The 13,563-nt window shown below is 36.6% G+C and carries 15 protein-coding genes; 7 read left to right on the forward strand and 8 right to left on the reverse strand.

The window, feature by feature from the left end; all coding sequences use genetic code 11:
• Positions 1–17: 17 nt before the first annotated feature.
• From EGI05_RS05620 to EGI05_RS05650, 7 genes are all read right to left on the reverse strand, one after another.
• Positions 18–1,025 carry a vWA domain-containing protein gene (locus tag EGI05_RS05620; protein ID WP_123262067.1) on the reverse strand — a complete coding sequence of 336 codons (1,008 nt, stop codon included), beginning with the start codon at positions 1,023–1,025 and terminating at the stop codon, positions 18–20.
• Positions 1,025–2,017 carry a VWA domain-containing protein gene (locus EGI05_RS05625; RefSeq protein WP_123262068.1) on the reverse strand — a complete coding sequence of 331 codons (993 nt, stop codon included), beginning with the start codon at positions 2,015–2,017 and terminating at the stop codon, positions 1,025–1,027. The genes EGI05_RS05620 and EGI05_RS05625 overlap by 1 nt, the downstream gene beginning before the upstream one ends.
• Positions 2,010–2,906 carry a BatD family protein gene (locus EGI05_RS05630; RefSeq protein WP_123262069.1) on the reverse strand — a complete coding sequence of 299 codons (897 nt, stop codon included), beginning with the start codon at positions 2,904–2,906 and terminating at the stop codon, positions 2,010–2,012. The genes EGI05_RS05625 and EGI05_RS05630 overlap by 8 nt, the downstream gene beginning before the upstream one ends.
• Positions 2,907–2,992: 86 nt before the next feature.
• Positions 2,993–3,856 carry a DUF58 domain-containing protein gene (locus tag EGI05_RS05635; RefSeq protein ID WP_123262070.1) on the reverse strand — a complete coding sequence of 288 codons (864 nt, stop codon included), beginning with the start codon at positions 3,854–3,856 and terminating at the stop codon, positions 2,993–2,995.
• 2 nt (positions 3,857–3,858) lie between these two features.
• A complete protein-coding gene (locus tag EGI05_RS05640) occupies positions 3,859–4,329 on the reverse strand; it encodes a hypothetical protein (RefSeq protein WP_134197347.1) in 471 nt (156 codons plus the stop codon).
• Between the two features lie 13 nt (positions 4,330–4,342).
• Positions 4,343–4,801 (reverse strand): GNAT family N-acetyltransferase, encoded by a 459-nt coding sequence (locus EGI05_RS05645; RefSeq protein ID WP_123262072.1) that lies wholly within the window; start codon positions 4,799–4,801, stop codon positions 4,343–4,345.
• Between the two features lie 10 nt (positions 4,802–4,811).
• On the reverse strand, positions 4,812–5,816 hold the full coding sequence (locus tag EGI05_RS05650; RefSeq protein ID WP_123262073.1) for an AAA family ATPase: 1,005 nt from the start codon (positions 5,814–5,816) through the stop codon (positions 4,812–4,814).
• Between the two features lie 252 nt (positions 5,817–6,068).
• On the opposite strand from EGI05_RS05650, the gene EGI05_RS05655 reads away from it, so the two are divergent.
• The 7 genes from EGI05_RS05655 to EGI05_RS05685 are packed head-to-tail and all read left to right on the forward strand — an operon-like array spanning position 6,069 to position 12,914.
• Positions 6,069–6,539 carry a DinB family protein gene (locus EGI05_RS05655; RefSeq protein ID WP_123262074.1) on the forward strand — a complete coding sequence of 157 codons (471 nt, stop codon included), beginning with the start codon at positions 6,069–6,071 and terminating at the stop codon, positions 6,537–6,539.
• Between the two features lie 6 nt (positions 6,540–6,545).
• Positions 6,546–6,875 (forward strand): hypothetical protein, encoded by a 330-nt coding sequence (locus tag EGI05_RS05660; RefSeq protein ID WP_123262075.1) that lies wholly within the window; start codon positions 6,546–6,548, stop codon positions 6,873–6,875.
• Positions 6,875–7,636: a 23S rRNA (guanosine(2251)-2'-O)-methyltransferase RlmB gene (gene rlmB / locus EGI05_RS05665; RefSeq protein ID WP_123262076.1), complete on the forward strand. Its 762-nt coding sequence runs from the start codon at positions 6,875–6,877 to the stop codon at positions 7,634–7,636. Before EGI05_RS05660 ends, rlmB begins: the two co-directional genes overlap by 1 nt.
• Positions 7,637–7,658: 22 nt before the next feature.
• Complete coding sequence (locus tag EGI05_RS05670; RefSeq protein ID WP_123262077.1) at positions 7,659–8,708, forward strand: DUF6263 family protein; 1,050 nt, start codon at positions 7,659–7,661, stop codon at positions 8,706–8,708.
• A gap of 10 nt (positions 8,709–8,718) precedes the next feature.
• Complete coding sequence (locus EGI05_RS05675) at positions 8,719–8,937, forward strand: hypothetical protein (protein WP_123262078.1); 219 nt, start codon at positions 8,719–8,721, stop codon at positions 8,935–8,937.
• Between the two features lie 30 nt (positions 8,938–8,967).
• Positions 8,968–11,508 carry a YfhO family protein gene (locus tag EGI05_RS05680; RefSeq protein WP_123262079.1) on the forward strand — a complete coding sequence of 847 codons (2,541 nt, stop codon included), beginning with the start codon at positions 8,968–8,970 and terminating at the stop codon, positions 11,506–11,508.
• A gap of 53 nt (positions 11,509–11,561) precedes the next feature.
• A complete protein-coding gene (locus EGI05_RS05685) occupies positions 11,562–12,914 on the forward strand; it encodes a glycosyltransferase family protein (RefSeq protein WP_123262080.1) in 1,353 nt (450 codons plus the stop codon).
• On the opposite strand, the gene EGI05_RS05690 is transcribed toward EGI05_RS05685, so the two are convergent.
• Positions 12,899–13,537, reverse strand: a complete 639-nt coding sequence (locus EGI05_RS05690) for a hypothetical protein (protein ID WP_123262581.1) — start codon at positions 13,535–13,537, stop codon at positions 12,899–12,901. The two genes, EGI05_RS05685 and EGI05_RS05690, sit on opposite strands and share 16 nt — an antisense overlap.
• Between the last annotated feature and the right edge of the window lie 26 nt (positions 13,538–13,563).

Here is a 13,563-nt window from a genome sequence, read left to right on the forward strand (position 1 = left end):
GATGACAATGTATGAAATTAGACATTAAAGTCTCTTTTAGGGTTAAAAAGATAAATCAAAAAGAAAAAGAATAATGAAACTGCTAAAAAATATTGATAGTAGTGATTCGCATTCTGAGATTTCACCAGTGTTTCAGTTGAGGAAAGCTTCTTATTGATCGCATCAATGATCTTATCCGGTGATTCATTGATATTATTTCCGTCAATATAAGTTCCTCCTGTAGATTCTGCTATTTTTTTAAGCGCTTCCGTCTGTCTTTTGGAAATAACAGTCTGTCCGTTCATATCAATTTTATACCCCATTAACTGCCCGAATTCATATTCAGGAACGGGAGCACCTTCATCAGATCCTATTCCCACAGAAGTTACTGTTATTCCTTCACTGTTTGCCAAACGAATAGCTGCATTATCATTGCCTTCATTATCTTCTCCGTCACTCAATAAGATCACTTTCCTTGAGCCTTTGCTTACATTTTTAAATTTTTCCACAGCTGCCTGCATCCCTTTCAAAAAATCTGTACCCTGTATTTGCATTGAATTCGTTTCAATTCCGCTGATGTAGGTTTCTGCAGAATTATAATCTGTTGTTAAAGGCATAATGGAGATCGCTTCTCCGGCAAAAATCACAATTCCCACCTTATCATTCTTCATTTTTTGCATGGTGTTGATCATGAGGTTTTTGGCCTGAGTCAAACGACTGGGTTCTATATCTTCCGCATTCATAGAATTGGATACATCGAGCATAAAAACCACATTATTCAGCCTTTGGTTGCTTTTTACCTCTTCAGATCCATTCAAAAGGTCAATAATTGAAAATATCAGGAAAAGTGTTCCTAACAGATATAATGTCGGAAAAAATTTAGTAAAACCAGATTTTTTCTCAAATAAATTATCATGAAAAGAGCTGTCTGCAAAGATTTCTCTTTTTTTCTTTTTCCATTTCAGAAAACGGACCAAGAAGAAAGCCAGCAGCGGCAACAGCAACAGCAATAACAAATACCAGTAATTTCCTAAATACCACTCCATCAGCTTACAATTTTATAAAATACCCATCTTAGTAAAGCATCAATAATCAACATTCCCAGCGCAACCCATAAAAAGATCTTGAAATACTCCTGATAATTATACAGCTTCGATACCTTTACGTCTGATTTTTCCAATTGATTGATCTCATCATATACTTCTTCCAGGCTGCTGTTGGAAGTTGCACGGAAATATTTCCCTCCTGTTGTCTGAGCCACTTCTCTCAATGTATTCTCATCAATAGCTACTTCTGTTTCCGTAAATATCAATTCACCGAAAATATCCTGTGCAGTAGGCATTAAAGCATATCCATTGGTTCCGATTCCTATAGCATATACTTTGATATTATTGTTCCTCGCCAATTCAGCAGCGGCCATCGGAGGAATCGCGTTTTCTATGTTGCTGACTCCGTCTGTCATCAAAATAATCACTTTACTTTTTGCCTTACTTTTGATCAGGTGGTTCACCGCAACGGCGAGTCCTTCTCCAATTGCGGTTCCCGGCTCAAGACCGACTGAATTCAGGTTTTTGATTTCATCTACAACGACCTGATGATCAGAAGTCACAGGCACTTTCGTGAATGCTTCCGCAGCATAAGCCACCACACCTATTCTGTCATTAGGACGTTTGTTTACGAATTTCACTGCAATATCTTTCAATGCTGTGATACGATCGGGCGTTAAATCTTTGGACAGCATACTCAGGGAAACGTCTATGGAAAGCATGATATCCACTCCTTTGGTATCGTCTCGGTCCTGGGAAACCGTAAAAGTTCTCGGTCTTGCCATCGCAATGATAAGTGCAGAAAGGATAATGTATTTGGATATTTTCAGAAGAAAAAGCACCAGCTGAATTCCCCCGCTGTTCTTCATGTGCTGAACAGTAGGTACTTTGATCCCTTTCTTCTTCTGTTTGCTTATATCTCTGAAAAAAACAGGGATAAACAACAGAAAAAGAAGCAGAAACCATGGGCTGTAAAACTCAAAATTAAACATCCTTTCTCAAGTTTTCAAATTCTAAATCCTTTGATGATCTTTTTACAAATTCTCTGATATCCATAAAATCTTTTTCCATAGTATTCTTATCAGGGAATGTTTTGGCAAATTTCACCAGATCCCCTCTTACAAATACTTCTTCCACTATTTTTTCATTTTCCTGAGAAATGGTATTATTCTTTTTCATAAGCTGAACCAGATCATCCGTTAATAAGACATCTGCCGGCAAATGATACTGTTTGGTGATAAAATTCCTTGAAATATCAATCAGTTCCACATAGAATGAGCGATAATTGCCTTCTTCTATATATTTTTTCTTTTTAAGAGATTCAAGTTCCTTTAATGTCTGATTCGTTGCTACAACCGGAGAACTTTTTTTCTTTCTGCCCCACTTAACGAACATGATGATTGCAATAATCAAAGCAATTAAAGCTAAGGCTGCAAGGACGTACCATTTATAAAGCTCCCAATAATCAGTGGCTTCCAGCTTAACTTCTTTGTTTTTCATAATATCATTAATCTGATCTCCTTTTTGAGCAGTATTAATGACCTCAATTTCATAAGGGATGGTTTTTAAGATTTTACCTCCTACCTTAAATTCAAGTTCGGGAATGGTAAACTTCCCTTCTTCATATACGGCAAATTCTATTTTTCTTTCATAGGAATTGGCATTGACTCCTATGCTGTCTTTAATTTCTTCGAAATGAAAAGGAAGCAATTCATCTTTGGGAGCGGCAGAAACTTTCTGCCCTCCGATATTATCGATTTTAATAACAATATGATCCGTTTCACCTAATGCAAGGGTTTTCTTCTCAACATTGGAAGAAAGAATCTGTGAGAAAGCATTGGCACAGACCAGGAAACATATAATAAATAATATTTTTTTCAACTTATCATTACATTTTTAATGAAACTTTTTAGTCTTTTCAGGTTCTCCATTTTGATAACGCCGATTCTGAATGACATAAAAACTGATCACTTCTTTTGAAAATAATTATACAACAATTTTGAATAATCCGCACCGGTATTTACATTCATAAAACTGGCCGCACTGTTGGCAAAGTCTTCTTCCAAAGCTTTTACTTTTTGCTTCTGAGCTTCTGCAAAGGTATACCTCCACCTTGCACTGGAAGTGTTCGCCCAAACCTGAGCTCCTGTTTCCACATCATGCAACAACGCGTAGCCTACATCAGGAATTTCATTATCCTTTTCATCATAAATCCTCATTCCCAACACCTGATGTTTTTTTGATGCCGCCCTTAAAATTTTGGAATCATAAGGGTCTTCAAAATCCGAGAATAAGAAAACCAGGGATTTTCTTTTAAAAATTCCCATCATATACTCCATCGCCTTATCAATATTGGAAACAGAAGGAACATAATCCGCCGTTAATATATTACTGATAATGGAAAGAATATGTTTCCTTCCTTTTTGAGGCGGAATCACCTTATATACTTTATCGGCAAATAAAATCAATCCTACTTTATCATTATTTCCTGCTGCTGAAAAACCTAAACTTGCCGCAATTTCTGCTACATATTCTCTTTTCAGCTGGGTTTTTGTTCCATAATCCATGGAAGCGGAAATATCTACCAACAGCATCATGGTCAGCTCTCTTTCCTCCTCCATTACTTTTACAAAAGGTTCACGGAAACGTGCCGTTTTGTTCCAGTCGATTCTTCTGATCTCATCTCCGAACTGGTAGGGACGCACTTCAGAAAACGTCATTCCCTGCCCTTTAAAAGCACTATGATATTGCCCCATTAAAGTAGCTTCCGTCTTCTTGCGGGTACGGATTTCTATCTGCTTTACTTTTTTTACAATATCTTTTATCTGCATGTTTATTTTATCAATACATGATTATTATTTACTGTAACTAACACATCATAATTTGCAGAATAATTTTCAGTTGTCAGTATAACTTCTTTATTCAAAATTTTAGAAACCGACTTCAAATACTCTATAATTTGATCGTGCTGATCTATATTTTTCACTTCTAGTGGCTCAATATCATTTTCTAATTCTTCTTCTGTAAAAAAATAGCATTTCACAATAATATTTCCAACATTAATAGTCGCATTGACTGTAAAATCATTTTTTTTATCCCAAAAATCAAAGACAGGTTTTGAAATAATTTTATCGTCGAATTTCAAATTTCCATCGTAATCACAATATTCAAATTTGATTTTATAGTTTTCGTTAACAAAATCAATCCATTTTTGCCAATCAGATCTTAAAGTATCCAAAACGTAGATATCTCTTAATGAACCATCGGAAAAATAAACTTCATCTTTTAAATATTGCCAATCCATAGAATAAAATTCCTTAAGCTTTAAACTCAATGGAAACATTCAACCATTCATCATCGAACTTCGGATCATACTTTTTGTAAAAGTTGATAGCGGGCTCATTCCAGTTCAATACCTGAAAAACCATTCCACTGTATGTATTGGATTTTCCATATTCCAAAGTGGCATCAAATAATTTTTTACCGATCTGCTTTCCTCTCATTCTTTCTGTCACAACCAGATCTTCAAGATACAATCTTCTGCCTTTCCATGTGGAATATCTGTCATAATACAAGGAAATTCCTACAATTTCTCCATCAATTTCAGCTATAAAAGCTCCCCAAACCGGAGATTGTCCAAATCCGTCTTCAATAAACTGGTCCAGATTTAGAGTAACTTCATGTAAAGCTTTTTCATATTCTGCCAGTTCTTTGATCAGCGCCAACATAGGAGCACAATCTTCCTGAACAGCTTTTCTGATTACAATTTCCTCCATCTGATTGTTATTAAGGAGCTTGGATTTTCGCTAAAATTCTGTCGATGATTTCTTCAGATGATATTTCTTCGGCTTCAGCCTCGAAAGTAAGACCGATTCTGTGTCTTAACACATCTTTTGCCAACGCTTTTACATCTTCAGGAATTACAAATGCTCTGCCTTTCAGGAAAGCGTAAGCTCTTGATGCGATAGCAAGGTTAATGGATGCCCTCGGAGAAGCCCCGAAACTGATATAATTTTTAAGCTCAGAAAGCCCATATTTTTCAGGAAAACGTGTAGCAAACACCATATCCAGAATATATTTTTCAATCTTCTCATCCAGATAGATCTGGTTCACAAGAGATTTGGCATCAACAATATTTTCCAAAGAGATCACAGGTTTGATCTCTGGTTGATGAGAGGTAGAAACCATCCTCATCACAGTTCTTTCGTCTTCAAATTCAGGATAATCGATTCTGCATTTCAGCATAAAACGGTCACTCTGTGCTTCAGGCAGCAGATAAGTTCCCTCCTGATCGATAGGGTTTTGTGTTGCCAATACCAGAAAAGGCTTTGGTAGCTTCATGGTTTCATCCCCAATCGTCACCTGCTTTTCCTGCATCACCTCCAAAAGAGCAGACTGCACTTTAGCAGGGGCACGGTTGATCTCATCCGCTAACACAAAATTAGCAAAAACAGGGCCTCTTTTTATTGAAAAATCATTGTCTTTGATGTTATAAATCATAGTTCCCACCACATCTGCGGGAAGCAGATCCGGGGTAAACTGGATTCTTGAGAACTCACCATGCACAGCTTCCGCCAATGTTTTGATGGCTAATGTTTTAGCCAGCCCCGGAACTCCTTCCAGAAGAACGTGGCCATTCCCCAAAAGACCTACCAAAAGGCGGTCCACCATATATTCCTGCCCAATAATAACCTTGTTGATTTCCTGTCTCAGAAGAGAAAACAAATAGTTTTGTTCCTTGATCTTTTCCGTTAACTGACGAATGTCTTCTGCTTGATATGTATCTGACATAGCTTAATTTAAAATAATTGGTAAATTTCTAATAAATACTTGCATTAATCAACACAATTAATGCCATATTTAAGTTAAAGTTTGTTAAATATTCCCCGCATTAATGCGAGATTCAGAAGTATTGAACTCTTAAAACCGCATTGCGTTATTCATTTTTTTTCATAAAAATATATAAATTTATGGTAAACACAGGCTCAAAAATTGTCATTTCCAGTTTATTAAACTATTTTTGGTGATTAAAATTTTTGCAAAATGAATTATCATTTTCAAGCTCACAGACAGGTAAGAAAAAACCTTCTGGGTATCCTGCAGAATACTTCCCACGAAGATCTTTTGCTGATTCCTGACGGTTTCAATAACAATATTTACTGGAACATTGCTCACACAGTTGCCACTCAGCAGCTTTTGCACTATTATTTGAGCGGAAATCCTTTCCGGATTGATAAATATTGGATCGAAACGTATAAAAAAGGGACCTTACCGAACCTGAATGTCCAGAAATCTGAGGTGGAGGATCTTGAATTTTTGCTGACGGAGACTTCAAAAATTTTAATGAAAGATTATGACAGTGATTTCTTTTCGGATTACACACCGTATACTACAAGTTTCGGAATGGATCTGAAGAGTATCCAAGATGCCATTATTTTCAACAATATGCATGAAAGTCTTCATTATGGCTATGCGATGGCACAAAAAAGAGCAATTTTAGGAGAAAAATATTAAAAGTATATGTCTGTTCACGGTAGTTTTCATTTTAGACTTACTAATACCGGAAATCTGATTGGTGAATATTTAAATAATATTGACCAGGCCATTTTATCGGAAAGTGCCAATAGAATTAGTGATGATGCAGGATTTGCAGGAGAATACATCACGTCATGGATTGAGGATAAGCAAGCCATGATCAATTATTTAAAAATCGAAGAAACTTCCCAAAATGTTTTCAGACTGGTTTGGACTGATCTGGATCACAATCCGTTTTTTGAAGGAAGAGCAACCCTTCTGGAAGAAAACACAATATATGGGCACTACTCGAACAACTTTTTAACTGAAGATTAATGAATACTAACAACGATAAAAAAGACGATTTTATTTTCGGACTCCGTCCGGTGATTGAAGCTATTGAAGCAGGAAAAACGATTGACAAGATCTTTGTGCAAAATGCACTGCAAGGTCCTATTTATGCAGAATTGAAAGCTGTTTTAGCTAAAAATAAAATCCGTCCCAATTATGTTCCGGTTGAAAAGCTGAACCGATTTACCAGAAAAAATCATCAGGGAGTAGTGGCTTTTATTTCTGATGTTCCTTTTCATAAGGTGGAAGATCTTGTACCACAGCTATTTGAAGAAGGAAAAACGCCTTTCTTGTTAATTCTTGACCGACTTACTGATGTGAGAAATTTCGGAGCCATTTGTAGAACGGCGGAATGTGTAGGGGTAGATGCTGTGATTATTCCTGAAAAAGGTGCAGCCCCTATCAATTCAGATGCGATTAAAACTTCCGCGGGAGCTATTTATAATGTGAAAATCTGTAAGGAAGCTAACCTTGCCCATACTGTAGATTTTCTTCAGCAAAGCGGAATTTCTGTATTTGCAGCCTCTGAAAAGGCTCAAAAACTGATCTACGATATTGACTTTACCGAGCCTTGCGCCATTGTTATGGGAAATGAGGAAACCGGAATCTCTAAAGAAGTTTTGCATCATTCCGATGAAAAAATAAAATTACCTATTGAAGGAAAAACACAGTCTTTAAACGTTTCTGTTGCCTGTGGTGCGATTCTGTATGAAGCGATGAGACAGAAACTTGTGAAAATCAATTAATCAACATTAAAAAATAATTACAATGAAAAATATAGCAGCATTAGCGCTGATTTCCATAGCTCTTGTATCTTGCAAAAAAGAAACGGCAAAAATCACCAAAGTAGATCCTAAAACAGGGAAAACCATCACAGTAGAAGTTCCGGCAGATTCTGTAGCTAAAGTAGAAGAAAACCCGGCTATTAAAGATTCCGCAGGAATTTACACTCAATCTTTCAAGCTTGAAAAAGGAAAAACATATCCTCTGGTAACTTACCAGAGAGATGTGAAAACAATGACGGATCCTCAAGGAAAAACAGTGAGTGGAACAAGCGAATCTACGGATGAGATGACATTCACGGTGAATGATATCAAAGGAAATGTATATGACATGACGTTGAATCTTGTAGGAAAAAGAAACTCACAATCCGCTCAGGGAAAAACGATCGTTGTCGATACAAAACAACCGATGCCTAAAGAAGATGATCTGAAAATGATCTGGAACATCAATAAAGCACTTACTTCCGGGAATAAACTGAACATGAAAATGGATACAAAAGGTAATGTAATTTCCATTACCGGTTTTGAGGCTATCTATACGAAAGTTGGTAATGCTATTGGAACACTGATTAAAGATGCTAATCAAAAAGCGAGTGTTGTAGCCAGCCTTAAAGAAACTTTCAATGAAAAAATATTGAAAGACCAGTTCAATAAAAACTTAACAATTATTCCTAAAAAAGGAGCAAAAGTTGGTGAGAAGTGGACGAATACCGAAAACGCAGATCCAAGCGGAACCATTAAAGTAACTTCAAGCTATACATTGAAAAGTGTTGGAAACGGGACAGCAGAAATTTCAGTAACGGGAGGAATTCCTAAGAAAACAGAGAAAAAAACTCAGGGACCGATCACTCACAGCTTAAGCAGTGAACTTGCCCAAAACGGAACTATAAAATTTGATCAGAATACAGGATGGATCACTAATCAGAATATTACGGTAAAAACTACTCAGATCGAGACGATTTCCGATGGAAAACAGTCTCAGTCTATGAAAAGTATTTCCAATTCTTCTGTGATGATCAATCCATCTGCTAAATAATTGAAACATCATGAAGTATATTTTTGAGCTCGTACTCGCAGCCATTATTATTTTCTTTGTCTGGAATATTCTTAAAAGGATTTTCTTTAAGACATTCTACAGCTATAGATTTGATAACAATAATAAGCAGCAGGATATACAAAACTCAAAGAAAAGCAACAATCAGAATCTTAAATGGGACGCAGAAACAGTGGACTATGAAGAGATCAAGGAGAATGATAAAAGGTAAAAATTCCGGCAAAAAAAGATAATAACCAATATGGCAAAAAATAAAAACGTAATTTATATTGCAATTTCATTAGTTGTATTTATAGTTTTAGCATTTTTGTACTCTACACCAGTTTTCACAGGGAAACAGCTTTTTCAGCATGATATCGTTCAGTACAGAGGAGGTGCAAAAGAACTTCTTGATTACAGAGCAGATACCGGAAAAGAAACATATTGGAGTGATTCCATGTTCGGAGGAATGCCAACTTACCAGATGGGAAGCCAATTCAAGGGAGATGTGATTAAAAAAATCGACAGCTATTTGAATTTCCTTCCGAGACCTGTTAATTATCTTTTTTTACTTTTTGCAGGATTTTTCTTTTTAGGGATGGTAGCGGTGAGAAACTGGAAGTATGCGCTACTTGGAGCCACTTTCTTCGGACTCTCTACCTATTTCTATATCATTATTGCTGCCGGACACAATGGTAAAGTGAATACAATTGAGTATTTCGCGCCGCTTTTAGCCGGTATTGTATTGGTTTATATCCGTAAAAGCTATATTTGGGGATTCATTGTCACAACCCTGTTCATGGGGCTTCAGATTGCAGCCAACCATCCGCAGATGACCTATTATCTGTTCATCGCTTTAGGATTCCTTTTCTTATCTGAACTTATTAGAGCCATTCAGAAGAAAATACCAATGAAGCATTTCCTTATTTCTTCAGGAATTATTGCAGCAGCATGTGTTATTGGTGTCGGAATGAATTCTCAAAGAATTATGGCGAATTCCGAGTATGTAAAAGAGACGGTTCGTGGAAAACAAATTCTGAATAATGAAAGCCATACATCCGGAAAATCGGGAATGGATAAGGAGAGTATGCTAATGTGGAGCTATGGCCAGCTTGAAACCTTAAACCTTTTCATTCCAAGATTAATGGGTGGCGGAAGCCAGGAACCTGAAGCTAAAGAGATCATGAACAGAGTTCAGGAGCTTGTGCAGGAAAATGTTTCTTCGCAAGCTGAAATGGATAGGATTTCCAAAGGATTCAGCGGAGTGACCTATTGGGGTGACCAACCGGGAACTTCCGGGCCTGCTTATCAGGGTGCTATTGTCTGTTTTCTGGCTGTTTTAGGATTCTTTTTCGGGTGGAAAAAATACCGTTATTGGGTATTGGGAGCATCTATTTTAACCATATTATTGGCCTGGGGAAGTAACTTCATGCCTTTATCCGACTTCTTTATTGATTTTGTACCATTCTATAATAAATTCAGAGCACCATCTTCTATTTTAGTGGTGGTTGAATTATTATTCCCGCTAATTGCCATTATCGGATTATACAGATTCTTCACGGATGAAAAACTAACAGAAGAATATAAAAAGAAGGTCCTTCTTTACGTGAGTGGCGGAACATTGGGATTATTATTAATTCTTTTACTTTTCGGAAAATCTTTATTAGGTTTCGCAACAGCTAATGAAAAGACCTACTTCCCTCCTTTCCTATTGGATTTCCTTGTGGATGAAAGGTACAAACTGTTTAAAATTGATGCCATCAAAGCATTCATTTATGTAGCCATCACGGCTGCAGCTTTATTCTTTGCCTTGAAACAGAAATTAAGTCAGAATGTTGCTTTAATCATCATTGGAGCAGTAAGCTTATTTGATCTTTGGACGGTAAACAAGCGGTATCTGAATGATGACAACTATGTAGATAAAATTTTTGCGGAAAATCCTTTCCAAACAGAAAGTTCTGATCTTTTAGCTGAAAAAGTAGCCGGAAATCCGAATTTGGAATCTATTTTAGCCAACGTTCAGGTGAATAAAACATTGGAAACTATCGCAGAAAAAGATAAAACCCATTATAGAATTTTCAATAATATTTTAGGAACATTCAGCGAGACGAATACATCCTACTTTAAATCATCGATTGGAGGATATCACGCTGTAAAACTGAGAAGATATGACGATGTGATCAATGAATATTTCCAGGTAATGGATTCTGTAAAAGTTCCTAATATCCTTAACCTTCTTAATGCCAAATATTGGGTGGCAGGTGGTCCTGAACAACCTCAGGCGGTTCCTAATCCAAGAGCCAACGGAAATGCATGGCTTGTAAGTGATTTACAATTCGTGAACACGCCTAATGAAGAGATCAAAGCAATCGGAGTGATCAATAGTAAGAAAACGGCAGTGATTGCTGCTTCAGATAAAGCCTATTTCAATAATAAACCTGTTCAGGCGGATTCTACAGCTTATATCAATTTAACGAGATATCAGCCGAACGAACTAGAGTTTAAATCTCAATCCAAAACGCCTCAGTTAGCTGTATTCTCTGAGATTTATTATCCTCATGGCTGGAAAATGTTTGTGGATGAAAAAGAGGTTCCCTACATCAAAGCAGATTATTTGCTTCGTGCAGTACATGTTCCGGCAGGAACTCACAACATCAGAATGGTATTTGAGCCGGAAGTGATTGAAAAAGGTAAATGGATTTCTTTGCTTTGCTTCGGATTATTTATTGTTCTAAGTGCTTTGGGTATCTTCTGGATGAATAAGAACAAAAAGAAAGAGCAACAACACACAGAACCGGCTTAGTGTATGTCTGTCATTCTTCACTTCGTTCAGAATGACGAGCAGTATTCATATCAATGGAACAGAAAAAAATATTAATCATCACCTATTACTGGCCTCCTGCAGGAGGACCCGGTGTACAGCGATGGTTGAAATTTGCTAAATATCTTCCGGACTTCGGTTGGAAACCCATTATTTATACCCCGGAAAATCCAAGTTACCCTTTGCTGGACGAGAGCTTGATGAAAGACGTTCCTGAAAATATTCATATTGTAAAAACAAAAATCTGGGAGCCCTATCAGCTTGCCGAAAAGCTTAATAAAAGCAATAAAAAGTTCAAGGCCGGACAATTTGATGTTGGTAAAAACCAAAGCTGGAAGTCCAAGCTTTCTATCTGGGTGAGAGGAAATTTTTTCATTCCTGATGCAAGAGTTTTCTGGGTAAAACCTTCTGTCAAATTTTTAGAACAATATCTGAAAGAACACAAAATAGATATCATAGTAACTTCTGGTCCACCTCATTCCCTGCACCTCATCGGATTACAGCTTAAAAAGAAAATGCCCACCCTAAAATGGATTGCGGATTTTCGTGATCCATGGACTGAAATCTCATACTATCAACATTTAAAACTCACTAAAAGCTCTGATAAAAAGCACAGACAGCTGGAAAGTGAGGTCTTCAGAAATGCAGATATTACTCTGGCAACCAGCTATACTGATGCAGAAAACTTCCGTAAAGCAGGAGCCAATGCCATTTGTATCACCAATGGTTTTGATGAAAGCGATTCAGGGGAAACTGCAAAATTGCAAAATCATGAAATTGCAGATCACCAAAACGAGACTCACACGCTCAAACACTCAAACACTCAAACTTTCACTCTAAGTTATATAGGCGTTTTAGAACAGCTCAGAAATCCTGAGAATCTTTGGAAAGTTCTTGATGAACTGGTAAAAACAAATCCGGATTTTGCAGACAGCTTCACTTTAAAATTTGCAGGAAGAATTGATGACAAAATCCTGAATTCTATTGAAAATTCTGCCTTAAAAAAACATGTTCTCAATTTAGGGTATCTCTCCCATGATAAGGCCATTGAAGAAATGCAAAGCTCAGACTTATTGCTGATCACCAATTTCCCCAATGCCTCTTCCAAAGGAATTATTCCCGGAAAAATATTTGAATATCTGGCTACCGGAAAACAGATCCTTTCATTCGGTCCTGATCAGGCAGATGTTTCCAAGATATTGGAACAGACAAAGGCAGGAAAGCATTTTAGCTATTCAGATTCCGAATCAATCAAAAGTTTTATTCTGGAAAAATTTGAGCTTTGGAAAAACGGCAATACTCTTAAAAACACTCAAAATATTGAGCAATTTTCAAGAAAAAACCTAACCCAACAATTAGCTGAAATTTTGGATCAAACTGTCCATTGATCATTAATTACAGCAATCAGGTAATATTTCCCCCGGAATTCTTCAAAGACAAAACGAAGCGCTTTCCAATCCATTTCGCCATATTTTTCGGTCCCGTTGATGAAATTTTCGGTAAAATCGCTCTTAGGATATTGTTCCTTTATATTATTTAATGAATTTCCACTTCCCTGAATTTCGTTATAAGAAAATAGTGAACCTGTAAAATCTTTTGAAAATACCCATTTACTGAGAAATTCTTGAATGGTTGCTTTATAAGGATCGCCTGATCCGTCTAATGTTCCCCATGTGAAAATAGTTTTTGTAGGATAATATTTTTCAAAATCCGTTTTTGAAAAATGCTTGTCTCCTCTTGGATCAACAAAAGCATACATGGAAAACCGCACTCCTTTTTCAGGATGTACGTGTTCGGCAAACCTCTTATAATCTTTGTTTTTTAAAGCCTGTAAAATCTCATCATTGGTCTTTTTCAGAATTTCCACTTTATTAATTAGAATTGCTGTGGAGTCTTTGAGGTCAACTTTAGTTTGAGGTACAGAATCTTTTTGATCATCAACAGGTTGATTAGATGCTTTTTTGCATGCAAAAACAGTAAGTGCAAGCAGAACTATAAATATTTTTTTCATTTGTGTATTACTTGGAGGGGAAACTA

The organism is Chryseobacterium daecheongense (genome assembly GCF_003729955.1).
Taxonomy (GTDB): domain Bacteria; phylum Bacteroidota; class Bacteroidia; order Flavobacteriales; family Weeksellaceae; genus Chryseobacterium; species Chryseobacterium daecheongense.